Here is a 24,445-nt window from a genome sequence, read left to right as displayed (position 1 = left end):
CAAATATATTTGAGCGATAAGTAAGCGGCAACTTATCATTAAAAAATTCACGGTTTTTTGAGAGATTGATCGTTAAAACGGTGTAAAGTGTGATCAATAGCCAGTTTTATTCAACTTTTTATTAATTTTCTCAACTAAACTTGAAAACGCTCTCAGATGAGGACATGATAAAAAACACAAGCAAACCCAAAAAAACTAAAATTAATCTGAGGATTTTATGAAAGAAGTAATTAGCTCAAACAAAGCACCAGAAGCAATTGGCCCGTACTCACATGGCGCTGCGTTCAAAGACCTGATTTTTACTTCTGGTCAGCTACCAGTAAGCCGTGAGACAGGCAATGTTGTTGAAGGTGGCATCACAGAGCAAAGCGTTCAGTCACTTGAAAACCTTAAGAGTGTTCTTGAAGCCGGTGGCGGCAGCGTAGATACCGTTCTTAAAACAACGTGCTACCTAGCAAACATCGAAGACTTCGCAGCCTTCAACAAGGTTTACGCAGACATCTTCAAAACTGACTGCCCTGCTCGTAGCTGTTTCGCAGTTAAAGATCTACCACTTGGCGTTCTAGTTGAAGTTGAAGCCATAGCTCACAAAGCTTAACGAGGTTAATCATGAAAAAAGAGTGGCAGCAATACATCGAAATCATCAAGCAAGTTGTAAAGCCTGCTTTGGGATGTACAGAACCAATTTCAGCCGCATATGCGTCGGCAGTAGCAGCTAAGGAGCTTGGCAATACACCTGACCTGATTGAAGTTTTTGTTTCAGATAACCTCTACAAAAACTCTATGGGTGTATATGTTCCGGGGACAGGAAAAATAGGGCTCCCTATTGCCGCTGCTGCTGGCGCACTCGGTGGTGATGCAGATGCAGAGTTAGAGGTTCTGGCAGGTATAACACCGGATGTTGTTGAGAAAGCACAGAAGCTTATCGATGAAGGCAAAGTGAAGGTCAATCGAGTTGAATCCGATGAGTTTATCTACTGTTCTGTTGTTGCCTCTTACGAACACAGCACATCGATTGTGACTGTGAGTGGTGGTCACACCAATATCATTGAGAAGTACCTCAACGGCAACATGACCTACGAACTTAAGAAGGAAGATGCGGTTAAAACTGGGTCTATCTGTGATGGCGTTGATATCTCTATCGAGCAAATCTATGACTTCGCATTGAATGCCAACTACGAAGACATCTCTTTCATTCTTGATTCCGCAGTTCTTAACCAAAACCTATCGAACGAAGGCTTGCGTAACAGCTACGGTCTAGAGATTGGTCGAACCATCAAAGAAAACGTTAAGATGGGTATTCTTACCGAAGACCTGATGACTAACATTCAGATGATCACATCGGCTGCTTCTGATGCTCGTATGGGTGGCGCTACGCTCCCTGCTATGAGTAACTTTGGTAGCGGAAACCAAGGCATCGCAGCAACTCTACCTGTTGTGGTAGCCGCAGATTTCTTCGAATGTTCAGAGGAACAGCTGGTTCGCGCACTAATTATGAGCCATCTAGGTGCAATATACATCAAATCACATTATCCTCCTTTGTCAGCATTCTGCGGTAATACAGTGACCAGTTCGGCTGCAGCAATGGCAATGACCTATTTAGCAGGTGGTACTTTTGAGCAAGCTTGTTACGCAATTCAAAACGTAATCAGTGATAGCTCTGGTATGGTCTGTGATGGTGCCAAATCATCATGCGCAATGAAGGTATGCACTTCATCAACGGCAGCAGCTCGTTCGTTCATGATGGCACTACAGAACAAGTCGGTATCGGGTCAAGGTATCGTGGCTAAAGAAGTAGAACAGACAATAAAAAACGTAGGCGAAATGGTAAGTAGTGGCATGTTGGGTACTGACGCCACCATCATCGATATCATGTCTGCATAACAGTAAGGTGTAGAAATTGGAACTAAGAAAACTCACTAAAGGCGATTATGACATCCTGAAAGCTATGGAAAACGTAGTTGATGGCGTAGCAAGAATGTATGGTAAACACACCGAGGTCGTGCTCCACACTCTCGATGAAAACTCCCCTTCCATACTTAAGATTGCTAATGGTCATGTTACCGGTCGTGAAGCTGGTGCTCCAATTACTAACCTTGCTTTGCTTAAGCTCAAGGAAGGCCATGACGTATCTGACTCGTACATGACCAAGACATCGACAGGAAAAACGTTGCGTTCGATTACAACCATCGTTCGCAACCCGAAAGGTAAAGCTATCGGCCTGTTCTGTATCAACAGTGATATGGATGTTCCAATGCAATCTTTTCTACAACACATGTTTCCTCTCGATCACGGCATGAGTGAAGGCTCGCCTGAAACCTTTGCCAAAAATATAGATGAGACCATTGAGAGCACCATAGCAACGGTGAAAAGTGAAGTCTTGGATGACAGCTCTATTGCCCCATCGAAAAGAAATAGAGAGGTCGTTACTAGGCTTTATGAATTGGGAATCTTCAAGTACAAGGACAGCAAGCCATTAACGGCAGAGATACTGGAAATCTCTCGAGATACGGTTTATCTCTACTTGAGGGAGCTAGATGCAAAATAACAAAAAGCCAGCGCAAATGCTGGCTTTTTTATTTCTTCTGGATTGAAATGCTTTAGTAGCACTTATTGGCATCGAGAAGAGTTGGGGTTTCTCTTGTTTGAGCATTCCACCGATAACGAGCGGTATAGCAAATCGAGTTCCCTTCGTCTTCTACTTTGCCATCGGAGATGTAATCTACTCCTACCTTGTCAACGACTACGGAAGTAAGAGTAAACTGACCTCGGTTGACGGCATCTAGTTGGTCGCCTTGTTCAATCCATTTTTCATTGTGCGCCAAGTAACTGAGAGCCATATCCGAGTCTACCGCTTTCCGCTTTTCACTACTGATATATTTCGTGTAGGCGAAGTAGCTTGTAGCAAGGGCGAAGCATACAAAACCGATGGTTACTTTGTTCATGATTAGCCAAATACGTAAGCGACTGTTAGAGCCGACTGGTTGTTTTGATTGATTAAGTAAACAAGCGTTGGGTTTAGAACTTCTTCATCATCGGCTTGTTCTAGCTTCCATTCTTCAAGCGCTACTGGCACAGCAACGTCTTTAATCCAGCGGAACATACTCAGTGGGCCGCCTTTAATTACATAGCCTGCCGATTTCTCTACGAAGGTAGTCCACAGCGTTAACATCTTCGAACCTTCCAAAGCGTTGTCATACATGTAGTAGTAGGTATTTGAAACCTCTTCATTGTACTTATAGCCAGATGGTGGAGTGAACACTGCACAGTTATTACCGTACATGTTGCGATTGCCGACTTCACGGAATCGAGCCATGAGCTTCAAGAACAACTCTTCGGTTTCGGCAGGAGTAGGTTCTTCTGAGCGGCCAAGTTCGTTGTATTTGTTTGCAACCAAGTCAAAAATTTCGCCTTCACCACAGCTCATCACCTCTTCAATGGTGAGATTCGTTAAACCAAATGCTGCTGTCATACGGTCAAAGGATTGTTGTTTAAGCTTGGCTTCCGTAGCTTCTAAATTTTCTGGAGTAACCAGAGCTTTATCACGAATGTGTACGATGTTCATAAATCACCTTTCTGATGTTGGTTAAGTCAGTCGTTACTTTATAGCATTGCGATGACTTTTTTATTTCCACTCTTAACTACTGAGCGGCGTTCGTTACTGGTGTGTAGGTGTACTTAGATACGTACTTACCAGCTGCCACAATTCTTACCTCAAAGGGAGTTTTTGAATCCAAGCCCTTGGTGCCTAGAAGAGTCGTATTCTCCCAACGGTTGAAACGAGAAGTAGAAGGCGTAATCGGCACATCTTGGAAATCAGAAGTCGTTACCACTTCCTCATTCTGAATCAGCATCAGTTTATGGTGACGTCCTAGTGCACCACTGATTTCTCGACCAAGAACACTCACTCGGAACGTACCATTTGGGAAGTCGTTATCGAGCATGTCTTGGTATCGATTTAACTTCGCCTCATCCCACATCTCATTACTTGCCTTCTCGTAATACATGTCCTCTGAGAACTGGTGAGAGATGTACTGAATGGTGGTTAGCATCGACTGCCCTTCTACCACTTGCATCTCGTAATGGGTGCCACCCATCTCAATGTTGTACTCCTTGTCATCCATAAACTGCATTCTGGCGAACTCGCTGTTCATGGTCTGACAACCAGATAATAAAAGGGCTGCACCTAACAATAATTTCTTCATCGGACTACCTATACTCACGACTGACTTATATTAACTCAGCGCTTAGTATATACATCTAGTCCGGTAATAAAACACAAGTATAAGAATTTTCGGGTTTTTCTATGCCATATTGTGAGGCGCAGCTATAAGAAAGCCCAAATCCGCAGGTATGGTATTACTATAAGGAAAGGCGAAAAAATTAGGTCTGGGACTGGCACCGTCCGGATTGGCTCTATAACGGGATGTATGGGGAAATGACAAAACAAAAAGCGCACTATTCAAGTGCGCTTTTCTTACTTTTTTATGCTCGCTCTAGATCTGTTTCGTCTAGCTCAATTTCTGCGCTTGCATACTCTAGCGCATTTAGTAGCGCTGTTTTCTCGATTAGATCTTTTACTACTTGAGACTCGCTATCTAGCGTATAGAAAGACTCACGAGAGATCTTTTCTTCACTCATTGCATTTAAGCTATTCAATGCGTGAAAGCAGTTACGAGTACATGTGCGCGCGCTTCCGTGTGTGTAGTTTCTTTTCGTAGTTTGAGAGATACACTTTCTAACAATCTGTTGCTGAATCTCACGAGCGCTCACAGTAGCTTTCTTTTGAAAGCAAGAGAAGAAAACAAAGTATACTTCACGTTGCACTGCTTTAGCGTCTGTAATGTTCTGTACGAACGCTAGAAGCGCGTCAAAAGCGTAAATGCTAGATGTGTGCAAGATAGTTGATTCGTGATCGTTGCAGTGCTTGAAAACGTACTTTTGAGTTTCTTTGCTGCACTTCTCAAACATAGTTAGACGCTTTTTACGAGCTGCTGCATTGTGTACGTTATCACGTAGCTTTTTCAGTGCTTCTTTGTGCTGCTCTGATTCTTGCGCTTGCTCATTGTGTGCAATGATATCGTCTAGCTTAGTGTTGCGCTCTGCTACTGCTTTAGCTACTGATTTAAGATTTAGTTTGATAGTTGCGTTAGTCATAATTTGTACTCTCTTAATAAGTGTTAAATGTGCGCTTACTGCGCTTTGTGTATCTTCTCTCTCAGAAGATGTGTTCATGATAGGAGCTATTCTTATTCGTGTAAGGCTTTTTATTCAAAAATACTTTATTTATTTAAGGTAGTTTACATCTAGATCTGAAATCAAAAATTCGTGATAAAAAACGCTCATATCAAAAGTGTTGTGAGTCTCTAGTTTGATATCGTTTTTGTGCGCTTCTGACATCTCATAAATGCAGTCTTCAAAAACATACTTAGTATTAAAGCAGTTGATCAAGTGACTCTTTACGTCGTCTGTCAGTTCGTCAGATGCGTATGAATCAATGCTAGTTTGAGTCGCAATATCTACAGTGTGATAGAACAAAGCTTGCTTGCTCTCAAACACATCATCAAAGCTTTTAAAGACTGCGATAGTCGCTTGCTGCTTTTCTACGTGAATGAAATTAACGCGCACTAGTTCAGTTTCGTGATCGAATTTAATCATGTGTGTTCTCTCTTTGTGTGTAAGTGTGTCGTCGTGTTGACGAGATGAATCATAGCAAATCGATCGTGCAAATAAAGTAAAACAATATAAAACAGTTTATTTTATGTTTCGGCTTTAATTTGTCAAAAAAGATCAATCTAAAACCGTCTAAATGATTGATTTAGTTGAAAAGACCAAGGTTTTTCTATTTGAGTCTGGTACTCCCCAACAGAGGATTTCGTCCCGTTCCCAAAATTTTCCGAGTTTCCGGTTTTCAAATAACCAAGGGAGAAAAAGTGCCACGGTGACACCGATAACCGGAGATGGTTTGTTGATGGTGGGTTAAGTCCCTTGGTCTTACGAACTGCCAAGGTAATAGTGCAGATACAAAAAGACCGCTCATTAGAGCGGTCTTGGTATTAACCGAAGAACAAGTAGAGAATTGGTATACTCATAATCAAGGTTAATAGCGAATAATTGATAAGGTCTTCTTTTTTCATTTCTAACCTCTTATCGCTTGAATTAACTGAATCAGAATGTCGTTCTTCATGGCGTAAACTACTATCATCGACCATACAAATAACTTACCTGCTTGTACGAAAGCACCATATTTGGTTTGTTGAGCTTTAGCGCAAACCGGACAGTGCTTGTGTTCATCACATTTCATTACTACCTCTTACTGTATAACACAGATCTTACAGTAACAAGCGCACACAGGGGTTTCGGGTCGGTAGTGCTGCCCTACTTCAAAGTGCCACGGTGATTAAATTCCCTTGGTAAAGCTGATGCCAGTAAAGGGAGATAAAGAACCAAGGCCAGCAGCCAGAAGACCGAAGACCTTATAACCACTTAGCCAATAACAAGCCCATTACCACGGCACATATCATTACCAATCCGGTGTTTCTCCCGAACCACTCTTCTAGCCTAGAATCCTCATCATCCATTTTGTTCACTCCCACGGTTAAAGCACCAAGGCAATAATATAGCCAAGCAAGGCAGCTCCCAGCATGGTTTTAATACCGCAGTGTTTATCCCACAACTGGTCTAACTTTGATTTTTCATTCATAAAAACTCCCATGGTGTTTAGCTGAACTTAAAAAGAGCTGCGCTTGGCAGCTCTCTTTTTCTGGTTGTTAGAGATCGGTGAATGCAATCACTAATCCCGTCTGAGAGCTTTTCTCAGTGGCGTATTCTTGTTGAATCTTGAAATACTCAGCAAGGGCCATTTCGTCTTCGTGAATCATCACGTTTGAAACTGGCTCTTTCTTCTCAAGCACTTCGTTATCATGCGTGGTCTTTTGAACATCGTTGAACTGTAGAACGCGATAAGCTGCTTCGATGTCGTTGATGTAGTCAACAGCAATGATGAAACGAACGGACGCGATTTGAGTTGATAGAACGACTTCTAGATGTGAGTTCATAGTGATCTCTCTTTGTGTGAAAGTGAATTTTTACTAACTCTGTCTGAGTCAGTAAGAACATTATCGCTTACACGGACTGGCGTTGATATTGGGGCAATTCAAAGTGCCGCGGCGTAATAAAGCCCTTAAACGGTTAATCAAATGCCGTGGTACTACGACAAGGACAAAAAGAGCCGCACTTGGCGACTCTATGTTTTACTAACTACCTTTTTCTCTTCTCGTAACCTGTTACCGCACCAGCCCACCAGGTTAATGCTCCCAGAAGTAGAAAGATGGGACCAAAGATATTACCTGCAGCCGATAGTGCAAAAGCAGTGGTGAAGATATTCAAAATGGCGATTAGGTTCAGAATGCGAATGTAGATCTTCTTAGGCATTGGTTGCTCTCTTGGTGTACTTGCGTTTGGTTGGTTTAATCAAGGCGACTAGTTGATGAAGGGTTTCTTCGAGAGGTGTATCAAATTCTTCTTTTAAGACCTGAATGTAATGGCGAGTCAGTCTTTGCTTGGATTGGCGTTCTTCTTCCCTGCGTTGCGCTTCTGGGACGAACTCTCTTAAACAATCTGCCAGTTCCAATATTGCCGAGTCCGGTAGCTGCTTTAGCATTGCCCTCGTCCGTCGCGGTCCCTGTTCCAACACCTCGTTTAAGTGATCACTCGGTGACTTGGTTTTAAATAGTACCTTTTCCATGTTTCTTCTCTTTGTGTGTAAAAACCTAACCTGTGTGTGCTTTAAAAAAAATGGGGAGCCGTCGCTCCCGCACACACAAAGAGATAGAGCGCGATGCTCTGTCTCAATTCATGTTCTTATAGTAACGCGTGACTTATGGTAAATAAAGTCACCACTGACTTAAAACCGAAAAGAAGATTTACCTTGGTATTATGCTCATCAGATACTTAGACCAATGAAAATGCCCGTTCCTATCAAGGCAGCGATAATGACCATCGATATCAGGTTGTATTTAGTTTGGGTGTTCACGGCAAGAACCTCTTTGAAGTGGTATCGCCATGCTACACCAGAGTCGGCCATCAAAACACCGTGGCACTTTTAGATTCCCTGACAAGGCTTGGTCTTTTTGCCGTGGTAGATGGACTGGTTCATTAAAAACTACCGTGGCCTCACATACGGTTTTTGCCCCGTTTTCAAATTTCCCGTGGTTTATGCTTTTCACGGTCGATTTCCACCAACAAAGATTCTGCCAAGGGGGTAAGAATGAGGGAGGATTGCCAGATTAAACTCTGCCGTGGTGATGGGTGGTAGTGGTGTTCCTCTAAGAATTTTTGGTAAAAGTTGCTCGCTGACTCGAAAAAGATCACGCTCGACACCACTTTTCTTATATTAATCCCACTATTTCCCCTATATGCACTACTACTCTCTATAGGTAGTTATCTATTGCTATACCCTCTCCTACTACTTCTATATCTATGGGAAAGGTACTTACTTCTTGCTGTATGAGTGCTTCTATCCGGTCTATGCCTATTACTACAAATAAGGGGTTTTGCTTCTCTTCAATCTGCCTAGGGTTTATCAATGACTTACGAGAGGTGATTTTTACCTTAAGTATTGTTTTTATTTAGGAAAGGTTGATTTTAAAGGATAAGTAAACAATAAAGTTTTTTTCACTACTGGTATAGGTTTGAATTTAGGTCAGTCAGACAGAATTTCTTTCTTCACTACGGTTTAGGATTGATTGGTTTTGGTTGAGTTCTTGTAGCCAGAGTTGGCCGGACTATTCATTTACTTTTCATTTTTCGCTCACGGTTATGAGATTTTGTCCCATTCACTTGTATCTACAGAGAGCGAATAAATTTGATAGTAATTAGAGAGCAACAGAGAAGCTTGTGAGTAGTTTTTAGATAGTAAGACAGTAGATATGATGTCTAAAATTTTTAAGCTCACACAGAGCGTTTGAGAGCGTTCTAAATTAGGGGTAAAAAAATAGGGTAGCTAGTTGCTACCCCACGCGATTTAGGATTAATCACTAATGATCAAACCTTATATGATAATGCCTGTTTTACTATGGCGTTGCAAACACTGAGCATTCTTTGGCATACAGAAGAGTTGGTTGCTTTCGAGTTTCTTCATCCCACTGATAGCGAGCTTCCATGCAATAGCCGGTTTTCTTATTCATCACCACACCGTCTGAGATATAAAGCTCTCCAACTTGTAACTTAACAGTCGATTTTAGGTGAAGTAAGTTTGTTGAACCTGCGGCTAGTTGTTCGAACTGTGAAAGCCACCCTTCTCTATCCGATAGATAGCTTAAGGCCATATCAGAGTTGAGTTCTTCCTCTTCTAGGACATCGGTGAATTTCTGATAGGCAATGAATGAGCCTGAGAGCAAGATAAGAATTGGTACAAGGATTGTTTTATTCATAGCTGTTCTGAGAAAAAAAGAAGGGGCTCAAAGAACCCCTTAAAAACTTACGGTGGCTAGTAGTGCGTAAGCTAAACAATGGATTTAAGTCACACATGACTTATCCCCTCATTGTTTAATAGAAAGATACTTTCTGGGGAGAAAGCACTAATGCAGGTTGGACATGTACAGTCCGTTTTCAAACACAACATTATCTCTTGGGATACCCGAGATAATTATTAGTCACGAGTGACTAACGCTTGTAGTATGCACGTTATGATTTGGTGTTGCAACAGTGTTTACTGCATCAAGATCAAATGATTCTCTAGTGAAGGGAAGATTCAACTCTCCGCCTGTCAAACTAGCCTTTAAACGAGCTGCGTAAAGCGATGCTTCAATCTCTGCCTCTTCCGGTTTTTCGTACCGTGAGTAGAAGAAGGTTTTGCACAGCCCTACTTTCTCTTCGCGCCATTCTACGCGAACGTATGGGTATCCAAATATCTCACCGTTATTGTTTGGTTTAGAGTGAGATTCAGCCTCACTGACAAAGACGCCATTCGTATTGCTACGTAGGGTTCTAACATTGATTGCACCGCTTATGAAGAACATCCAACGTCTTACACCCCAATATTCAATAGCTGTTCTGTCACGCCACTCTTTTGCATCTTGTTTGGCTGTTGGGCCATGAAAGGTTTTCGTGTCGTAATCGTTTTTGAATGGCGTAGGTACGGTTGCTACATAAGTGCCGCTGTTTGGAGTTTTTTCGAATATGTAGGAGTTAGAGTTGAACATGATTTACCTAGTTAGAAAGTTGACTATCTGAATACGCATAAATCCGGCTGTTGAACCGGATTTGAGAAGTGGCGTTGAGGAATCTCAATCAATTTACCGTTACTGTTTTTATCAATGGCTGTGGCATGTCATAGCCAGGTTCATTAGGAAATAAGCCGTTAACATCAGGCATAATCATTTGAACCGCAGTGTGTTTGCTATCGTATTCAGTATCTCTGTAGTACACGCCAGCTTGGATTGTGTAGTCAGCAAGTGCGGCATCTGGGTCTACGGTTACGAACTTCACCATCCCTTCGATGATTTTGTAATTCTCGCCTTCTTTGTAGCCGTGTTCTTTCCAGTTATGAAAAACATTCCAAAAGATGGTGTGCATCAAGTCAGGTTTAACAGGAACGGTACAAACTAATTCAGGTAGGCCATGCTCAATCAAACACACTGTGTAGTAAAAAGGTTCTTCGCCTTGAATCATGAACACATGGAAGCCGGCCTTCTCGATGTTCTGTTTGATGATTGGGTAAAGTTCTTCTGGTGAGGGACAGTTGCATTTCATGGGATAGTCTCTTTGTGTTGTTGAAGAAAGGTGGGGAGGTGTTCCCCACCCTATTGAGTTGCTTAGAAGCGGTAACCTGCTGAGAAAGCCAAGTAGTTTAGATTTGAACGTAGGTTTGTTGGGTAGTGGTTGTATTGAGCGCGAACGAATACACGGTCAAAGTTGTGCTCAATACCGACTGACACAACAGGGTCATAGCTAGTGTTGCTTGCAACCTTTTTATCGATGATATGGTTTGTCTGCTCGTAATCAGCGACAGCAAGACTAAAGCGACCAAATACAGTCCAGTGATGAGTAATGTTTTGGTCAGCTTTGATACCTAGTGAGTAGCTGTTAACTCGCTCTTCAAAGTTGGTTTGATCGTTGCGTAGGTGAGCATAGTCAAATTCGAATGCTAGGTGCTTCTCGAACTTGTAACCGAAACCACCGTTAATCGCGAAGTTATCACCCGAGTAATCATCTGAAAGAGCAACACCTGCACCACCAAATGCGTAGAAGTGATTAGTGCGGTTGTAAGGCATTTCCTTCTTTTCTTCTTGAGTCTGTTCAGGCTCAGGAATTTGAGTAGGTTTAACGTCAGTTTCTTGAGCGCATAGAACAGATGGAGCCGCTGCGAATAGTAAGGCTAAAGCTGCTTTTTTCATTTTTGTAATCCGTGTTTTGTTTCGATGAGTTAATAGTAAAGAAGTACAGCAGGCGAATCGGGTCGCCTGCTGTGTTATGCCTATTCGAGATAAATGATGTCGGAGATTAAGCCTTCTTCCCCGTAGTATTGTTCTTGGTTAACGGTCTGCATCTCTTTCATGTCCATTGAGTGAGGCACATTATCCAAGTCAAAAACTAGGTGAGTTCTGTTTAATCGTGCATTGACTACATCACTGCCATTTGTATTTATGTCTTTTACAAATTTGAATCGTTCGGCATCTACAGCTCCATTTACAACATCAATCGAAGCAATGGCCGGCACATAGCCTTTGTCTTTCACGCTGAGAGCATCGCCGTAACAGAAAACAGAATCATCTTTAACAAGAATGGTGTTCTGCTTTTTCTTGTTTGTTAGGTGATGATCGAAAATGCTTGTCTTGCTATATAGCTTTCCATTCTCGTCATACATCGTACAAAACTCGGTAACGACATAGCTTGTGTCGCCATGTGTAATTACGTCTGTTACGTTTGCTAGTCTTGGCATTGTTTCTGGGAATAAATTATCTTTTTCTGTCCAAGAACCGCCGTGCTTTCCCTCTATCAGTTTGTAGTAGTGATACCCATTGCCCTGATTAGGTGTTTCATCAGGTGCATACATGTTTCCTTCTACTAAGAACGGATAGCCAATGTCGTGCGCTTCCCTCCATTTCAGTTTTAAAACGGGTTCTTGCTGTGAACCTTCGAGAGCGTAATATTTAGCTAACTTTCCATTTCGTACTTTGCCCCTGGAATCAACAGTATCTGGCTCTACTGTGTAGTAGAAATAGAAGACTGATGGCAAAGGTTTATCTGGATCTTGGATACTCTCAGGTCTGAATATCGCCCAGTTACTTGCTCCTTCAATTGGTCGATCTATTCTCATAGTTGGCTTTATTATGTTCAGTTCAGGACGAACAATGTAAGCCAACTGATGTTCGTTCCCATTCTCTGGGTAAGCAAGCAGGATAACTCTGTCAGTTGTGTTATGAGCACTATGAGGCTTCAAGTGAGCGTATTCTTTGCCGTACATGTCAACAGAAAATGGAAGCTCTAAAGCATATCCTTCATCCTTATGGACAATGTAATCACTTGTTTTGTCATGCTCCCCCCAACTACAGTCTTTAGCCGATCCGGGATGAGATAATGACATCACATAATACTTATCACTAACCTCTGTAATTCTGTTGATGCGAGGGTTTCGATCTTCTAGACACTCAGGTCGACTAAAGGAAACACCGTCGTCATTTACAAAGGAGTATTCAACGGTCGGAAGTTCAACGTGACCGCCATAGCTAATACCCATTGTCTCAACAACACTAGATGATAAAGGAGTATGCTTCCCAACTTTCGTGTATGGCTTTAGCTTTAATGTTCGAACACTAACGTTGACATCAAATTCAAGGCCATCAACAAAGTCACTGTCATCATCTGGCTTAGTACCCGGTTTTCCATCAACACTACCATCTTCACCGTCATCAATAATTGGTTTGTCACCATAGTCAGGCTCAGGTTGAATCGGAAGTTCAGGTTCAGGCTCGATAGGATGCTCAGGAATCCAGATGTTCATATCATCGTCATAGCTTCCATCAGGAATGCTTTCTACGAAATCACTGTCTTCGTCAGGCTTAGTACCCGGTTTTCCATCAACACTGCCATCTTCACCATCATCAATAATTGGATCTTCTGGTTTTACTGGTTTGTCGGGCATCTCGCCTTCAATTAGGTCACTTTCGTCTTCATCAGGACTTGGCTTACCTGGGTAGTAACAACCCGGTCCAGAACATCCATTAGGCCCACCCTGATCGCCATCAATCATATCTTCACTATCATCAGGCTTAGGCGGTTCAATAGGATGCTGCGGCAATACAATGTTCATATCATCGTCGTAGCTGCCATCAGGGATGCTTTCTACAAAATCGCTGTCTTCATCAGGTTTAGTTCCCGGTGTTCCATCAACGCTTCCATCGCCTCCATCATCAATGATTGGATCTTCTGGTTTTACAGGTTTATCAGGCATAACACCTTCGATTAGATCTGTATCTTCATCAGGAGTTGAGGGAGTACCGTCTACACCGCCACCGTCTACTAAGTCATCACCAAAGTCTGGTTCAGGTTGAATTGGTAACTCAGGTTTTTCTTCAATAGGATGCTCAGGAATGATGAGGTTCATGTCATCGTCGTAGCTACCATCTGGGATGCTTTCGACAAAATCACTGTCACCATCAGGTTTGGTTCCCGGAGTTCCGTCTACACTGCCATCACCTCCGTCATCAATAATCGGATCTTCTGGAGTTACTGGCTTATCGGGCATCTCACCTTCAATTAGGTCAGAATCATTGTCAGGAGTTGTAGGGTCAGTGCCTTCTACGCCGCCATCACCTATTGCTTCATCGCCATCAGTTCCTGGGATCGAAGGAGATGGATCAATAGGATGATTAGGTTCTTCCTCAATTGGTAACTCTGGGTCTGGATCGATAGGATGTTCTGGAATCCAAACATTCATGTCATCGTCGTAGCTGCCATCAGGGATGCTTTCTACAAAATCGCTATCTTCATCAGGTTTGGTACCCGGAGTACCATCAACACTACCGTCATTACCATCATCAATGATTGGATCTTCTGGTTTTACAGCCTTCAATTAGATCTGTATCTTCATCAGGAGTTGATGGAGTACCTTCTTCACCGCCAGAATCAGCATCATCGCCATAATCTGGTTCTGGCTGGATAGGATTTTCAGGCAATGGGTTGTTCATATCCCCATCTGGCATACCTTCTACAACTTCATCGTCTGGATGAGGTTTAGACGGGTAGTAACAACCTTCGCCTTCACAACCATTATCTCCACCCTGATCACCATCTACGATATCATCACCAAAGTCTGGTTCAGGTTGAATTGGGTTCTCTGGCAATGGAATATTCATATCTCCATCTGGCATACCCTCAACGATGCTGTCATCAGGATGAGGTTTAGATGGGTAGTAACACCCTTCTCCCTCGCAGCCATTATCTCCACCTTGATCACCATCTATGATGTCATCACCAAAATCAGGTTCAGGCTGAATAGGGTTTTCTGGTAAAGGGATGTTCATGTCACCGTCAGGCATACCTTCGATAACATCATCATCAGGATGAGGTATAGATGGGTAGTAACAACCCTCACCTTCACAGCCGTTTTCGCCGCCCTGATCTCCATCAATTGCCTCATCGCCATCAGTGCCAGGAATAGAAGGTGATGGATCAACTGGGTGATTAGGTTCTTCCTCAATAGGAAGCTCTAGATCTGGATCGATAGGATGTACAGGGATAACAATATTCATATCATCGTCATAGTCACTATCTGGAATGCTATCTACGAAATCACTGTCACCATCTGGTTTAGTACCAGGTGTTCCATCAACACTACCGTCGTTACCATCATCAATGATTGGATCTTCTGGTTTTACTGGCTTGTCGGGCATCTCACCTTCAACAATATCATCACCAATATCGTAATCAGGGCGAGAAGGAGTGCCTGACTCGCATCCACCTTGAGAACAGTCAGCACCATCCTCAATATCATCGCCATAATCAGGTTCAGGCATAATTGGAAATTCTGGTAAAGGAATCCCCATATCACCATCTGGCATGCCTTCGACTAGACCATCGCCTATGTCACTATCACTACCAGAGCCACCGGCATGGCCGTCACTGTCTGTCCCAGTGTCCCCTTCAATCATGTCGCCGCCGGGTCTTGAAACATCGACTTCTTGATCAATAGCGTTTTCATCACCACCACACCCTGCTAATAGGGAGGTGGATATCACCGCTGCTAATATCGTTTTATTCATTTTCTCATTTAACCTATGTGAGCTGTTCAACTTGCTATCACTCGTTTAAGTGATGTGTTGATCTTACTTTCTGCTTGTAGGCTAAACATCTGAGGCTCAAGGGCTTTTTCTCTTTTGCCAATGAGTCTCAGACACCTACATTACTTCCTTGTAGGTTTTTGTTAGTGAGCTGCTTGGTTCGCAACTAAAGGGTTGGATATAGCAATCTGCTGCATCCGTTTTTCAACCGCTTCTAACGTCCCCATTACAGGCTTCAAATTTTTCTTGAGATGAAGGTACAAAACCGCGTACACTCCACTGAAAAATAAGTTAATAGTGACTGAAAACAAGTCACCAGTGACTAAGCTAAAAGCCCCAAAAATAAAGGCTGCAAAGCCCAACGTTATACATAATTTCTGACCCTTCTTACTCCTATCTATGGAGCTTTTAAGAAAGGAACTATGCAGTGCCAAGTTGTTATACTCACTTTCTTCCGCTAGTACCCTATTCACAAAGGCATATCCTTGCCTAGCGGTATAACCGTCGTACTAAGTGGATGTTTGATTGGTTTACCCTTGTACTGATCGTCGATTTCAGCAGGGCAAATAACCACCGAGTTGATGAACTCATCTTGCATCTTGCCTTTCTCAAGGCCAACCGCGATGTACAACGCCTTATCTTCGGTAAAGAAAAAAGTACCAACAGGAAGATCTTTTAAGCTCATAGGCTCAAGCAAAATACCTTCTGCTTTCGATTTCATGTAGACCAACATGCCAGGCGAGATACCTGTGCATTTAGGGCACTTACATTTTCCATCTGTTTCCGAGTTGGTTTTCTTTAGATGCAAAGCAATTTGCGCCAGCTCTTTTAGCTCATAAAGTGGCTTCAGTGCCTTATCAGCTTCTTCCTTAGAAGGAGCAGCCTGCTTAACCAGTTCGATAAGACTATCGATCTTCTTAAGTTCGGCTTCGATATCAAGTTCACCGTCTTCACTAAAGTCTTTTGACTTACGCAGTTCATCAATCGTTTCATCCAGACTCTTTTTGGAGTCTACTTTGAAGTGGCTAGCCTTAACGCTGACCCCTTCTTCTTGAGAAAGCACCTCTTTTGCAAACTCTTTCATAAGCTCGCCAGTTCGAGGATGCTTCACTGCAAGACAACCTTCGTTACCGTGAAGCTTGACTGACTTAGGCATGAAGATTTCATGCTGAAAGCCGTCAGACTCTTTGATAACAGCAATCAAAGGTGATTCAGAGGGCGCTTTCAGCTCAATGTTTAAGCCTTTAGAGCGAGCCCATCTATCAAGTGCTTTGATAACCAGTGCGTTGCTTGCGATAGTCATGATATCTCATATCCTTAGTCGTTACCATAAAAATTAGTCACTGCTTACTTATCGAGTTGGTGAAATAAAAAGCAACTTTAATTAGTTGCCTGAATGGTTCATAACCTCAATGGTATTGATCCTTGCATACTTAACCATTCTTACTTCTTTACCTGACACTTCCGCTACATTCTCAGCTAATGGCTTCATCTTCATTGCCGTCTCGTAACTACCTGTAACCAGTGGCGTTGCGCCAAGAGGAGTCATCGACGCGATGATCCCCTCCCCTTCTTCACCGCCATTATCAGCGATAAAAGCGTATAAATAATCGAGTTCCGTCATTCTCTTCCTCTCTAGGACTTGGCGAGGGAGTTTTGACTCTTCTGTTCATATATATATTTAAGATCTCTTAAATATATTTATATACAGAGCGACGGAAAGTCCCTCTCCTAATCCATGTTAATAAAATTGCGGTGAGCTTCTTTAAAGAAGTCCAAGTGTTTAGCTGCGGAAGGCGTTGTTACCTTGCCGTCCATAAGTTCTTGCGGTATCTGTCTACCCATCACCTGCTCGTACTCGATCAAACGACCAAGACATCTAACAGTGTGCTGACCAACAGCCACTTTTGTTATTTTTAAATCATTTGCTGCCGCTTCGTAAGTCTGACCAGCTAGTACAGAGTGTTCGAATGCAGCCATCATCTTGTCTGAAATCTTAGGTCGGATAGACAAGACCATATCGTGATAAACCGGATACAGGGTTTCTCTTGCTTCATCGCTAGAAGTCATAGCCTGTTTCATTGCTGTGATGTGTGAGGTTTCAATCTTCATTGTTCTCACCCTTTTCCAGTCTTTCACTGCGGTGAACTTCTACATCATCGCTGAATTTTTCAATTGCGAATTTGCCGCGACCATTTACTAGGTCTACAAACTTGATAGAGCAAAGCTCATTACCATCTTTGTCTGTAACGGTAAAAGCTTGGCCTTTACCACGATTGAGTATTAACACTTAGTTGCCCTTTCAGTATCTAAACCGAACAGGTGTGGATACTGTTCAGTTAGACAACCAATAAGCATTTGCTGATGCCCTTCAGATATCATCTTGCTGATACCGTCATTCTCATCTTGACGCACATAGCCAGTAACAAAGCGACATTTGGCTTCGGCATCGTTCATGAGAATTTTCTTGCTCTCAAAAGGCATGACTTGGATTCGGCCAGTAGCATCGGCAGAGGAAATAGAGAGGTATGTCACCCCGATAGCACTGCTCAACGCTGCGTACAATACGCCTCTGGTTTGGCTTTCTATGGGATGGACAAAAGCAAATAGCTCAATGGTTGGGTTTATCGTGATTTCTCTTTGTGTTTAGTGAGTGTTAATACTAGCAATAACGTCACGGCGAGTAAATTACAAAATAGAAATAAACTTTAAAATATGGAATTGATTTACAAGGTGAAATCGCGCTGTAACGCTCTATAAGCGCGTTAAAATTTCAGAGATACGACGACGAGAATTAGAGCGTTAAAACGCTGAGAAGACGCAAAGAGAGCGCATTTTTGAAGTGATTTAGAGAGAGTTATTAGATAACAGATAAAAGAAAAGGGGAAGAACTCCCCTCTTAACAAACATCAGCAGGTAATTGGTGCCAGGGACCATAATGGCCGTGTATATCGGCAAGCCCTCTAGCTTCAATCGGGTCATACCGAATGACACTATCTTGTAATGTGACTCGATAGGTAAATGCTTCAAGTGGATCTCAAAGCAATTACCATTTTTGTTCTCGCTAGGTACTGTAGCTGCTATTTCTTCGGCTGTTCGCATCGTGTTCTTAAGTGATTTCCTGGTGAGAAGGTACAAACACGTCGAGCAGCAATAATTTTAGGTTCTAGCGTCTTAGGGTTTCGACCCGGACGAGCGACTTTATCGCGGCAAGTAAAGTTACCGAACCTTGATAACTTCAACTCCCCTTCTTCGACAATCACATCATTCATGGTATCGAAAAACGTCTAAACAAAGTTCTTGGCATTCTTTCTGCCAGTGATGATGCCTTGCTCGATTAATCGTTCTACCAAATCAGCTTTAACTAGTGTTGCCATACGTGTTCCTCTTTGTAGTAGTGGTAAGTCATGCATGACTTACTTTCACAGAGGCATTAAGCCTCTGCTTTAGTCAGTTTCTCAACAAGGATGCTGTTCTTGTTTAAGGTCAGCATCTTCTAGCTTTGTATCTGCCTTCTCAAGAAGAACATGGCTATACACTGACTCACCGAGTTTTGTATGAATCGCGGCTGACTTGGCCATACCTGCTACACCCGGGCCACGTTTAGCAGCTGGCTTCTTCGCTTCACTCTTTGTTTCAGGCTTAGCGACAGGCTTCTCTTCAACTGGTTCGTCAGCAAGAACAACCTCTTCTTCGCCTTCATCTTCATCATACAAGGCTGAGTTATCTTTCTTCTCTGCCTTAGGCGATACAGCTGGGTCACCGGCTAACAGTTCCTCAAGCTCATCGTCTAGATCATCTAAAACGATATCAGAGGACGCTTCTACCTTTGTCTCAGTTGCAGCATCTTCGATAACCAGTTCATCGATATCATCTAGCAGCGCATCTAAATCAGCGTCTTCGGCTTCTTCTTTAACTTCTGGCTTAGGCTCAGTGTTTGAAGCTTCAATTTCTTCAAGGTCTAGGTCAGCTAATAGAGCATCTAGATCAGTGTCAGCAGGTGCGATAGTTGTTGTAGTCATTACGGTTTCTCTTTGTTTAGTGAGTGTGTTTCGTTGATGTGTTTATAGTAATAGAGTGAAGTTGGCAGTCCTACACGCACTAGTGGAAGTGCCAGTGAACTGCCATTTCATTAAGACCAGGCACCAAGACCTGAAATGCTAGACGACGGAGCGGATACTGCCTCTTCATCCGAAGATGGCTCATCTTCATACTCCGGTCTAATAACCTCTTCCTTTCAGGCTCTAGCATATTGCCCTTCTCGATAACGCCCTCTTCCTCATCCAATTCAGAGTCAGTAAAGCGCAGAAGTAGATCTTCAAAGGCAACATCCATAGCCTCTTCGGAACGGAAGGTATTGGTTAAAGAAACATCCTTTATCCAACTGCCATTCACATTGTTGTGTACAAATATTGTGAATAACTTTCGGTCATCGGGAGCAGTGCGGCTATCAGGCTCCCCTGTCCATTCAGCAGAGATCATGATGTCGTCATTGCAGTATTGGCGAACGATGGAATACGAATCCTTTTTGCGAAGCTGTTTCCAAGCTTCCTTTTTGATTCGTGCACCTTTTTTATTGTAGAAATGGTTCATAAGTCACCAGTAACTTAGTTAGTGTGAGACTTATAGTAATCAGAGAGGAACGGGGATAGAAGCGAGGAAATGACAAACGCCAGAAACAATAAAACCGATCACAAGGATCGGTTTCAGAGCGTAGGCCACTACCCCACTACGAACATTTTCATGTTCACACAAAGAGAAACCTATAAAGGTTCCACACTGCGAGTATATCAGTGAGGTTGATTATCTCAAGAGGCTTTAAGCTCTAAATAGCCAAAATCTAATGCTTTAAAGAAAGCCTGCGCCAGAACTTCTGTATCATAATCAGCTCTGTGAGCGAGGTCTGGGTTGTAATCTACACCCATTGACCAACAAAACTCCTGCAGGTTTGGCACTTTACCTAGTGCCGTTGTTGTACGACCGTCAACCATCGTATCGATAGCGTGAAAGTTCTGAGGAACGTCAAAACCATCTGCCATTAAGTTGAAAACAATCATAGGCAAATCGAAAGCGTGACCGTTGTGCGCCACTACAAAATCAGACTTCTCTAGAATCTTAATTAAGCGTGGTGCAATCTCAGAAAAAGAGGGCTTACCCTCTAAATCTTTCTCACTGATATGGTGAACTGCATATGCTTTAGGGTCGATTTTTCGAGGTGTCCAAATTAGAGGGTTCCAAGTCTTTCCGACCTGACGAAACCCACCCTCTTCTTTCCGGTAAACAGACATTGCCAATTCAATGATCTTGTCTTGCTCAACATCAATACCTGTCGTTTCTGTATCGAGAACGGTTACAATCATTAGACCTCCATTGCTAACCATCGTATCTCTGCTGCCACGTATTCAGAGAGAATCTTTATCTTTTCAACCACGCTAATGTGATGCCAGTTAGCTTCGTAATCAGAGAAGTAAATACCTGCAAAGCCACCATCATCTTGACCAAGTGCATCTTGAATATTCGCAATCGCCTTGTTTACTTCGTTGCTTTTCAATTCGCCTTTAACCTTTGCAGCTTCTTCCACCAGCTTGAACAAATTAGCCATTAGATTGACCCCTTTGTTCGTTTACTTGCTGTCGATAAGAGAGCATCTGATCTTTTGCCATTTTGTCGCATAGTTTGTTTACCCACGTTCTACGTGTCCCATTGTTCTTGTGCCCTTTTACGTGCTTAAGCTTCACGTATTGCGCCTTCTTCTTGAGCTTAAAGAAGTTACATTTGCGCAGGGCTCCGAGTGAATCTGACTGTAGAACTACTATGCGATTCTCCAATTGGCAGTTCGAGTGTATCCAATCAATAGCGCCATTCAGCGCTTCAATCTCGGCTATCTCGCAGTTGGCAATACCAACGCCACCTTTTGAAGAGGTAATGGGTTGTTCTTCACCGTTTCTAATCCAGTAAGAACAACCAAATGCAGATGTATCAGGACAAAAACTACCGTCTGTAAAGGCTGTGATGAAACGACCTTTATCTTCCGCGCCCGCTGCCATTTGAATCATCGTAAAGTAATCTTCGGTAACGATACGTGTAAGAACCACAGTTACTTTCGTACCTGCTCTAAATACTCGACGTTCAATACGTGGCTGACAGTGCTCTTTGAGGTTGTCTGATAACCAACTAGAAACATCGTTGTCGATAAGACCGGATGTCACCAGATCAATCGCTCTGAGAAATTGGTAGAAAGACTCTTCTGACATCATCACCTTCTCATAGCCGTCTGCCATTTGAGCCAAAGCTTCAACCGTTTTTCGATTGAGTTCTTCTGCGGTGGTAGGTACTTCGTTTTCAATATCTGAACACATAAAGGCTTCTCTTTGTTTAGTCATTAGTGACTTATCATTATATTTTGAGCATGATGGCACAACAATAAGTTCAGTTGCTAGTGAACTAAATTGCCTTCTCGAATATTTTCTGCCTTTCTAAAGCTTTTCAGAATGGTTCGCATGACCGCTTCCATTCGTTCTTCAAAGTTGATGGTTGCTCTATCAAGCGTGTAGCAGGTAGGTAGAACATCGGGATCGACAAAGAAGCCGCGAATCAATTGTTCGTACTTACTCATGTAAATAGGGTCTATAACACCCTTTAGTTCTTCATCTTTGATAGGGATAGCCAGTGGTACCAATACTAGGCTAGAGAAATAGCGGTTTGTTTCGTTGATACATCGGCTGATGTAATCAATGATCTGCTGCTTTTGAAAATCATTCGTGGTGAACGGGCAATAGTCCATAAGCATGTAAGCCGCCATATCAATAGGCGTTCGGTCGGTAACAAAACATGGATGTTGTGACCACTTCTCTATCGCGTCATCAAGAAGTCGAGTTTGGATGTAAATACGGTTATCAATGGAGAGCACTGAACTTGGATCTAACCCTTCTTCTTTAAATACTTTTGATGTACTGGTTCTAACGAATGGTATATCAAGTCTGTCTGACAGTTCTTGAGCCAATTTTGTTTTGTCAGTTCTGTGCGTACCGGAAAGCCCGATCGCAAAATTTGAAAGGTTATATTCTTTTGTCATTTTTATTAAGTCATCGCTTAGTGAATTAGTATTTTAACGAGCAATACTAGGGATTGATAACTGGTAATTCATTAGTGGTGTTTCACGCACATAAAAAAGGGGCTAAAAGCCCCTTCCCATATCGCCAGTGCAATAAAAAAGAGGATTACTCCCCTGTGGACTTCTCACAGTCCTGCGCTAAATTGGCATTTGCTTCGCGTAGCTGTTGGATTTCGTGACCTTGCTGTTCGATATAGATCGCCATCTCTGCCTTTTCACGGCGGTGGCCTTTCACTTCTTCTTCAAGAATCTGAATGGTCTTTGACAGTAGAGGGATTTGACGGATTCTTCTTTTGATTTACGCTCTTTGGTTTTAGCTTCGTGAGGTTTCTCTTCACCGGCATCTGTCCCATACACAGCTTTCTTGATCTCAAGTGCCAGTTCTAAGTTGTCTCTTGAGCAGGTTGTTTTCTTCAAACGGTCTGAAAATGGCTCAATAGCTTCTTTGATTTTGGGAATGTGTGACCACTTGTCTGCCATGTACTCGATAAAATGACGTTGACCACCTAGCGCTATCAATGCACAAACAACGAGTAGATGCCAGTATTCACGCTCAGTTTTAGAAGGGTCAGATTGGAACTCTTTAAGCTTTGGCTCGATGAATCGACTAGTGAAGATGGTATACATCTTTTCCAAGTTGTATGAAGAACCTGAGAACTGCGATCTCATCATTCGCTCAATAAAAACATCCTCACAGATGTTTGTAAGAGCACCGACCTTCTGTTCAATGGACTCTTTTGCAATTTGTGGGTCAGAAAAAAGTAGATGGCCAACTTCGTGATCAACGAAACCTTCGATAGCTGAAATCAGCTCATTACTGGCGTCATCTGGAAGAAATGGAATGTTCACACGCACTGGTGCAAGTGTCTTAGGGTGGTATTCAACGAAAGCATTCATACCGGATTGTGTCACGCGAATACCACGTCCAGACAGTATGCGAGTCACCTTAGTGATGGTTTCCCGTACGATTGCAATTCTTCTTTTATTGTCCATAACTCTACCAATTCAAGTTTCTATAAGATATAGTAAGCAGTGACTTAACAATACAAAAACAAAAAAGGGAACGAAACGTCCCCTTTTACAAAGCCCTAAGCCTTTACTATGAAAGCGACACAACCATATGTTCACTCTCAGTCGGTGTTGAGATCACAACAGATCTCTTGCCGTCTTCTTCGACTACGGAGACTGTTACGGATTTCGATTCGTAGCTTGTCACCGTTTCTGTTTGTGCAATTAGTTCCGCCAACTGCTCAATATCAATCTGTTTAATCATGAAACTCTTTTACACCAAATTAACGTGCGACCAGTATAAGAGTTGATTTTCGAGTAGTAAACCATAGTTAATGACTACTGGTTATTAATACAGTCCTAAGAACCATGTTGTTTTGAAAAATGTGCGACAAATCATGGCCATAGGATTAGATGTTCATAGGTGTTTACATCAACTTATGTCACATACCATGTGAAAAACGTGCTAAGACTATAGTAAGTTAAGTCACAAGTGACTAGTATAAGCACTTGATGGTGTCATCTATTTATACAGGTGACACCAAAAAAAGAGGCAGCTGGCTGTTAGGATGACACCCGAAACCTCTTCTATGTATAGGTAAACGAATAGCATTAAGGCGCAGTATGACTAAATCAAACGGCACAAGCATAACCAACAACTTAAATATTAAAGAAACCGACAAGTTCTTTAGTGAATCAATTATCCCTAGAGTTGTAACTTCTGCCATCAGAAACTCTCCTAAGAACCAAGCTGAGGTAGCAAGTGAGTTAAGCCTTAACTCAAACCTCATTACAATGTTCAAACAAGGTAGAACTAAAGTGCCACTTGCTCGAGCAAAAGAACTCGCAACGTCACTAGATATCCCTGTTTATGAATTTGTTAGATTGGTTATTAGCGAATACCACCCAGAGATGCTAGAAGTAATCGAAGACGTATTTGTGGTAAGTAGAACTCCTAGAGAAGCTGAGTTGTTTAGAGAGGCTCGACTGACATCAGGTAGCAGTTGAGCCGAACCAAAATCCTGAGAATTATAAGACT

At 42.5% G+C, this 24,445-nt stretch carries 35 protein-coding genes and 1 pseudogene; 4 read left to right on the top strand and 32 right to left on the bottom strand.

Annotation, left to right across the window (positions count from 1 at the left end; genetic code table 11):
- Positions 1-217 precede the first annotated feature (217 nt).
- From KI655_RS18740 to KI655_RS18730, 3 genes are read left to right on the top strand one after another with little or no spacing between them, the layout of a single operon-like run.
- Positions 218-598, top strand: coding sequence for a Rid family detoxifying hydrolase (locus KI655_RS18740; RefSeq protein WP_285407857.1), 381 nt, complete (start codon positions 218-220; stop codon positions 596-598).
- An 11-nt stretch (positions 599-609) separates the two neighbouring features.
- Positions 610-1,884, top strand: a complete 1,275-nt coding sequence (locus tag KI655_RS18735; RefSeq protein WP_285407856.1) for a serine dehydratase subunit alpha family protein — start codon at positions 610-612, stop codon at positions 1,882-1,884.
- Between the two features lie 16 nt (positions 1,885-1,900).
- Complete coding sequence (locus KI655_RS18730) at positions 1,901-2,548, top strand: transcriptional regulator (protein ID WP_285407855.1); 648 nt, start codon at positions 1,901-1,903, stop codon at positions 2,546-2,548.
- Between the two features lie 52 nt (positions 2,549-2,600).
- On the opposite strand, the gene KI655_RS18725 is transcribed toward KI655_RS18730, so the two are convergent.
- The 32 genes and pseudogenes from KI655_RS18725 to KI655_RS18575 all read right to left on the bottom strand — a co-directional run bounded on the left by KI655_RS18725 (position 2,601) and on the right by KI655_RS18575 (position 23,671).
- Complete coding sequence (locus tag KI655_RS18725; protein WP_285407854.1) at positions 2,601-2,840, bottom strand: hypothetical protein; 240 nt, start codon at positions 2,838-2,840, stop codon at positions 2,601-2,603.
- Positions 2,841-2,947: 107 nt separating this feature from the next.
- Positions 2,948-3,565 (bottom strand): hypothetical protein, encoded by a 618-nt coding sequence (locus tag KI655_RS18720; protein WP_285407853.1) that lies wholly within the window; start codon positions 3,563-3,565, stop codon positions 2,948-2,950.
- 76 nt (positions 3,566-3,641) lie between these two features.
- Complete coding sequence (locus tag KI655_RS18715) at positions 3,642-4,205, bottom strand: hypothetical protein (RefSeq protein WP_285407852.1); 564 nt, start codon at positions 4,203-4,205, stop codon at positions 3,642-3,644.
- A gap of 280 nt (positions 4,206-4,485) precedes the next feature.
- Positions 4,486-5,157, bottom strand: a complete 672-nt coding sequence (locus tag KI655_RS18710) for a hypothetical protein (protein WP_285407851.1) — start codon at positions 5,155-5,157, stop codon at positions 4,486-4,488.
- A 129-nt stretch (positions 5,158-5,286) separates the two neighbouring features.
- Positions 5,287-5,658: a hypothetical protein gene (locus tag KI655_RS18705; protein ID WP_285407850.1), complete on the bottom strand. Its 372-nt coding sequence runs from the start codon at positions 5,656-5,658 to the stop codon at positions 5,287-5,289.
- 481 nt (positions 5,659-6,139) lie between these two features.
- Positions 6,140-6,304 carry a hypothetical protein gene (locus KI655_RS18700; RefSeq protein ID WP_285407849.1) on the bottom strand — a complete coding sequence of 55 codons (165 nt, stop codon included), beginning with the start codon at positions 6,302-6,304 and terminating at the stop codon, positions 6,140-6,142.
- A gap of 466 nt (positions 6,305-6,770) precedes the next feature.
- A complete protein-coding gene (locus KI655_RS18695) occupies positions 6,771-7,058 on the bottom strand; it encodes a hypothetical protein (RefSeq protein WP_285407848.1) in 288 nt (95 codons plus the stop codon).
- A gap of 202 nt (positions 7,059-7,260) precedes the next feature.
- The gene (locus KI655_RS18690; protein WP_285407847.1) at positions 7,261-7,434 is read right to left on the bottom strand and encodes a hypothetical protein; all 174 of its coding nucleotides are present in this window, start codon (positions 7,432-7,434) and stop codon (positions 7,261-7,263) included.
- Positions 7,427-7,747: a hypothetical protein gene (locus tag KI655_RS18685; protein ID WP_285407845.1), complete on the bottom strand. Its 321-nt coding sequence runs from the start codon at positions 7,745-7,747 to the stop codon at positions 7,427-7,429. The genes KI655_RS18690 and KI655_RS18685 overlap by 8 nt, the downstream gene beginning before the upstream one ends.
- 198 nt (positions 7,748-7,945) lie before the next feature.
- Positions 7,946-8,086 (bottom strand): hypothetical protein, encoded by a 141-nt coding sequence (locus tag KI655_RS18680; RefSeq protein ID WP_285407844.1) that lies wholly within the window; start codon positions 8,084-8,086, stop codon positions 7,946-7,948.
- A gap of 988 nt (positions 8,087-9,074) precedes the next feature.
- Positions 9,075-9,434: a hypothetical protein gene (locus KI655_RS18675; protein WP_285407843.1), complete on the bottom strand. Its 360-nt coding sequence runs from the start codon at positions 9,432-9,434 to the stop codon at positions 9,075-9,077.
- Between the two features lie 222 nt (positions 9,435-9,656).
- A complete protein-coding gene (locus KI655_RS18670; RefSeq protein WP_285407842.1) occupies positions 9,657-10,205 on the bottom strand; it encodes a hypothetical protein in 549 nt (182 codons plus the stop codon).
- A gap of 88 nt (positions 10,206-10,293) precedes the next feature.
- Positions 10,294-10,755, bottom strand: coding sequence for a DUF4262 domain-containing protein (locus tag KI655_RS18665; protein ID WP_285407841.1), 462 nt, complete (start codon positions 10,753-10,755; stop codon positions 10,294-10,296).
- Between the two features lie 62 nt (positions 10,756-10,817).
- A complete protein-coding gene (locus KI655_RS18660) occupies positions 10,818-11,399 on the bottom strand; it encodes an outer membrane beta-barrel protein (protein ID WP_285407840.1) in 582 nt (193 codons plus the stop codon).
- 80 nt (positions 11,400-11,479) lie between these two features.
- Positions 11,480-14,077: a hypothetical protein gene (locus tag KI655_RS18655; RefSeq protein ID WP_285407839.1), complete on the bottom strand. Its 2,598-nt coding sequence runs from the start codon at positions 14,075-14,077 to the stop codon at positions 11,480-11,482.
- Positions 14,043-15,266: a hypothetical protein gene (locus KI655_RS18650; protein WP_285407837.1), complete on the bottom strand. Its 1,224-nt coding sequence runs from the start codon at positions 15,264-15,266 to the stop codon at positions 14,043-14,045. Before KI655_RS18650 ends, KI655_RS18655 begins: the two co-directional genes overlap by 35 nt.
- Before the next feature lie 161 nt (positions 15,267-15,427).
- Positions 15,428-15,757, bottom strand: coding sequence for a hypothetical protein (locus tag KI655_RS18645; RefSeq protein ID WP_285407836.1), 330 nt, complete (start codon positions 15,755-15,757; stop codon positions 15,428-15,430).
- A complete protein-coding gene (locus KI655_RS18640) occupies positions 15,754-16,587 on the bottom strand; it encodes a hypothetical protein (RefSeq protein WP_285407834.1) in 834 nt (277 codons plus the stop codon). Before KI655_RS18640 ends, KI655_RS18645 begins: the two co-directional genes overlap by 4 nt.
- A gap of 81 nt (positions 16,588-16,668) precedes the next feature.
- Positions 16,669-16,908 (bottom strand): hypothetical protein, encoded by a 240-nt coding sequence (locus KI655_RS18635; protein WP_285407832.1) that lies wholly within the window; start codon positions 16,906-16,908, stop codon positions 16,669-16,671.
- A gap of 107 nt (positions 16,909-17,015) precedes the next feature.
- The gene (locus KI655_RS18630; protein ID WP_285407831.1) at positions 17,016-17,396 is read right to left on the bottom strand and encodes a hypothetical protein; all 381 of its coding nucleotides are present in this window, start codon (positions 17,394-17,396) and stop codon (positions 17,016-17,018) included.
- Positions 17,386-17,574: a hypothetical protein gene (locus KI655_RS18625; protein WP_285407829.1), complete on the bottom strand. Its 189-nt coding sequence runs from the start codon at positions 17,572-17,574 to the stop codon at positions 17,386-17,388. The genes KI655_RS18630 and KI655_RS18625 overlap by 11 nt, the downstream gene beginning before the upstream one ends.
- Complete coding sequence (locus KI655_RS18620; RefSeq protein ID WP_285407828.1) at positions 17,568-17,849, bottom strand: hypothetical protein; 282 nt, start codon at positions 17,847-17,849, stop codon at positions 17,568-17,570. Before KI655_RS18620 ends, KI655_RS18625 begins: the two co-directional genes overlap by 7 nt.
- A gap of 515 nt (positions 17,850-18,364) precedes the next feature.
- Positions 18,365-18,559: pseudogene (locus KI655_RS24200) on the bottom strand (HU family DNA-binding protein); the annotation flags it as partial.
- A 183-nt stretch (positions 18,560-18,742) separates the two neighbouring features.
- Positions 18,743-19,306 carry a hypothetical protein gene (locus tag KI655_RS18615; protein ID WP_285407827.1) on the bottom strand — a complete coding sequence of 188 codons (564 nt, stop codon included), beginning with the start codon at positions 19,304-19,306 and terminating at the stop codon, positions 18,743-18,745.
- Between the two features lie 79 nt (positions 19,307-19,385).
- Positions 19,386-19,877 carry a hypothetical protein gene (locus KI655_RS18610; RefSeq protein WP_285407826.1) on the bottom strand — a complete coding sequence of 164 codons (492 nt, stop codon included), beginning with the start codon at positions 19,875-19,877 and terminating at the stop codon, positions 19,386-19,388.
- A gap of 215 nt (positions 19,878-20,092) precedes the next feature.
- Positions 20,093-20,644 carry a 3'-5' exonuclease gene (locus tag KI655_RS18605; protein ID WP_285407825.1) on the bottom strand — a complete coding sequence of 184 codons (552 nt, stop codon included), beginning with the start codon at positions 20,642-20,644 and terminating at the stop codon, positions 20,093-20,095.
- Positions 20,644-20,886 (bottom strand): hypothetical protein, encoded by a 243-nt coding sequence (locus tag KI655_RS18600; RefSeq protein WP_285407824.1) that lies wholly within the window; start codon positions 20,884-20,886, stop codon positions 20,644-20,646. Before KI655_RS18600 ends, KI655_RS18605 begins: the two co-directional genes overlap by 1 nt.
- Positions 20,879-21,667, bottom strand: coding sequence for a hypothetical protein (locus tag KI655_RS18595; protein ID WP_285407822.1), 789 nt, complete (start codon positions 21,665-21,667; stop codon positions 20,879-20,881). Before KI655_RS18595 ends, KI655_RS18600 begins: the two co-directional genes overlap by 8 nt.
- 53 nt (positions 21,668-21,720) lie before the next feature.
- Entirely contained in the window at positions 21,721-22,359 is a 639-nt protein-coding gene (locus KI655_RS18590) for an AAA family ATPase (protein WP_285407821.1), read from the bottom strand.
- A gap of 145 nt (positions 22,360-22,504) precedes the next feature.
- On the bottom strand, positions 22,505-22,633 hold the full coding sequence (locus KI655_RS18585; protein WP_285407819.1) for a hypothetical protein: 129 nt from the start codon (positions 22,631-22,633) through the stop codon (positions 22,505-22,507).
- Positions 22,630-23,391, bottom strand: a complete 762-nt coding sequence (locus KI655_RS18580) for a hypothetical protein (RefSeq protein WP_285407818.1) — start codon at positions 23,389-23,391, stop codon at positions 22,630-22,632. Before KI655_RS18580 ends, KI655_RS18585 begins: the two co-directional genes overlap by 4 nt.
- Before the next feature lie 106 nt (positions 23,392-23,497).
- On the bottom strand, positions 23,498-23,671 hold the full coding sequence (locus tag KI655_RS18575; RefSeq protein ID WP_285407816.1) for a hypothetical protein: 174 nt from the start codon (positions 23,669-23,671) through the stop codon (positions 23,498-23,500).
- 359 nt (positions 23,672-24,030) lie between these two features.
- Between KI655_RS18575 and KI655_RS18570 the strand changes: the two genes are divergently transcribed.
- Positions 24,031-24,414 carry a hypothetical protein gene (locus KI655_RS18570; protein WP_285407814.1) on the top strand — a complete coding sequence of 128 codons (384 nt, stop codon included), beginning with the start codon at positions 24,031-24,033 and terminating at the stop codon, positions 24,412-24,414.
- The last annotated feature ends 31 nt before the right edge of the window (positions 24,415-24,445 follow it).

This window comes from Vibrio sp. D404a, assembly GCF_030248535.1.
Lineage (GTDB): Bacteria > Pseudomonadota > Gammaproteobacteria > Enterobacterales > Vibrionaceae > Vibrio.
The sequence above is the reverse complement of the archived record's forward strand: the minus strand, read 5'-3'. Positions and strand labels throughout refer to the sequence as shown.

Excerpts from the sequence above, each read along its gene's own strand:
- KI655_RS18700 (WP_285407849.1), bottom strand. The coding sequence starts at position 6,304 with ATGAAATGTGATGAACACAAGCACTGTCCGGTTTGCGCTAAAGCTCAA.
- KI655_RS18575 (WP_285407816.1), bottom strand. The coding sequence starts at position 23,671 with ATGATTAAACAGATTGATATTGAGCAGTTGGCGGAACTAATTGCACAA.
- KI655_RS18740 (WP_285407857.1), top strand. The coding sequence starts at position 218 with ATGAAAGAAGTAATTAGCTCAAACAAAGCACCAGAAGCAATTGGCCCG.
- KI655_RS18635 (WP_285407832.1), bottom strand. The coding sequence starts at position 16,908 with ATGACGGAACTCGATTATTTATACGCTTTTATCGCTGATAATGGCGGT.
- KI655_RS18710 (WP_285407851.1), bottom strand. The coding sequence starts at position 5,157 with ATGACTAACGCAACTATCAAACTAAATCTTAAATCAGTAGCTAAAGCA.
- KI655_RS18610 (WP_285407826.1), bottom strand. The coding sequence starts at position 19,877 with ATGAACCATTTCTACAATAAAAAAGGTGCACGAATCAAAAAGGAAGCT.
- KI655_RS18615 (WP_285407827.1), bottom strand. The coding sequence starts at position 19,306 with ATGACTACAACAACTATCGCACCTGCTGACACTGATCTAGATGCTCTA.
- KI655_RS18735 (WP_285407856.1), top strand. The coding sequence starts at position 610 with ATGAAAAAAGAGTGGCAGCAATACATCGAAATCATCAAGCAAGTTGTA.
- KI655_RS18675 (WP_285407843.1), bottom strand. The coding sequence starts at position 9,434 with ATGAATAAAACAATCCTTGTACCAATTCTTATCTTGCTCTCAGGCTCA.
- KI655_RS18705 (WP_285407850.1), bottom strand. The coding sequence starts at position 5,658 with ATGATTAAATTCGATCACGAAACTGAACTAGTGCGCGTTAATTTCATT.
- KI655_RS18725 (WP_285407854.1), bottom strand. The coding sequence starts at position 2,840 with ATGGCTCTCAGTTACTTGGCGCACAATGAAAAATGGATTGAACAAGGC.
- KI655_RS18570 (WP_285407814.1), top strand. The coding sequence starts at position 24,031 with ATGACTAAATCAAACGGCACAAGCATAACCAACAACTTAAATATTAAA.
- KI655_RS18630 (WP_285407831.1), bottom strand. The coding sequence starts at position 17,396 with ATGAAGATTGAAACCTCACACATCACAGCAATGAAACAGGCTATGACT.
- KI655_RS18685 (WP_285407845.1), bottom strand. The coding sequence starts at position 7,747 with ATGGAAAAGGTACTATTTAAAACCAAGTCACCGAGTGATCACTTAAAC.
- KI655_RS18600 (WP_285407824.1), bottom strand. The coding sequence starts at position 20,886 with ATGGCTAATTTGTTCAAGCTGGTGGAAGAAGCTGCAAAGGTTAAAGGC.
- KI655_RS18650 (WP_285407837.1), bottom strand. The coding sequence starts at position 15,266 with ATGAATAAAACGATATTAGCAGCGGTGATATCCACCTCCCTATTAGCA.
- KI655_RS18595 (WP_285407822.1), bottom strand. The coding sequence starts at position 21,667 with ATGACTAAACAAAGAGAAGCCTTTATGTGTTCAGATATTGAAAACGAA.
- KI655_RS18670 (WP_285407842.1), bottom strand. The coding sequence starts at position 10,205 with ATGTTCAACTCTAACTCCTACATATTCGAAAAAACTCCAAACAGCGGC.
- KI655_RS18580 (WP_285407818.1), bottom strand. The coding sequence starts at position 23,391 with ATGGACAATAAAAGAAGAATTGCAATCGTACGGGAAACCATCACTAAG.
- KI655_RS18715 (WP_285407852.1), bottom strand. The coding sequence starts at position 4,205 with ATGAAGAAATTATTGTTAGGTGCAGCCCTTTTATTATCTGGTTGTCAG.
- KI655_RS18590 (WP_285407821.1), bottom strand. The coding sequence starts at position 22,359 with ATGACAAAAGAATATAACCTTTCAAATTTTGCGATCGGGCTTTCCGGT.
- KI655_RS18640 (WP_285407834.1), bottom strand. The coding sequence starts at position 16,587 with ATGACTATCGCAAGCAACGCACTGGTTATCAAAGCACTTGATAGATGG.
- KI655_RS18660 (WP_285407840.1), bottom strand. The coding sequence starts at position 11,399 with ATGAAAAAAGCAGCTTTAGCCTTACTATTCGCAGCGGCTCCATCTGTT.
- KI655_RS18680 (WP_285407844.1), bottom strand. The coding sequence starts at position 8,086 with ATGGCCGACTCTGGTGTAGCATGGCGATACCACTTCAAAGAGGTTCTT.
- KI655_RS18605 (WP_285407825.1), bottom strand. The coding sequence starts at position 20,644 with ATGATTGTAACCGTTCTCGATACAGAAACGACAGGTATTGATGTTGAG.
- KI655_RS18665 (WP_285407841.1), bottom strand. The coding sequence starts at position 10,755 with ATGAAATGCAACTGTCCCTCACCAGAAGAACTTTACCCAATCATCAAA.
- KI655_RS18690 (WP_285407847.1), bottom strand. The coding sequence starts at position 7,434 with ATGCCTAAGAAGATCTACATTCGCATTCTGAACCTAATCGCCATTTTG.
- KI655_RS18695 (WP_285407848.1), bottom strand. The coding sequence starts at position 7,058 with ATGAACTCACATCTAGAAGTCGTTCTATCAACTCAAATCGCGTCCGTT.
- KI655_RS18720 (WP_285407853.1), bottom strand. The coding sequence starts at position 3,565 with ATGAACATCGTACACATTCGTGATAAAGCTCTGGTTACTCCAGAAAAT.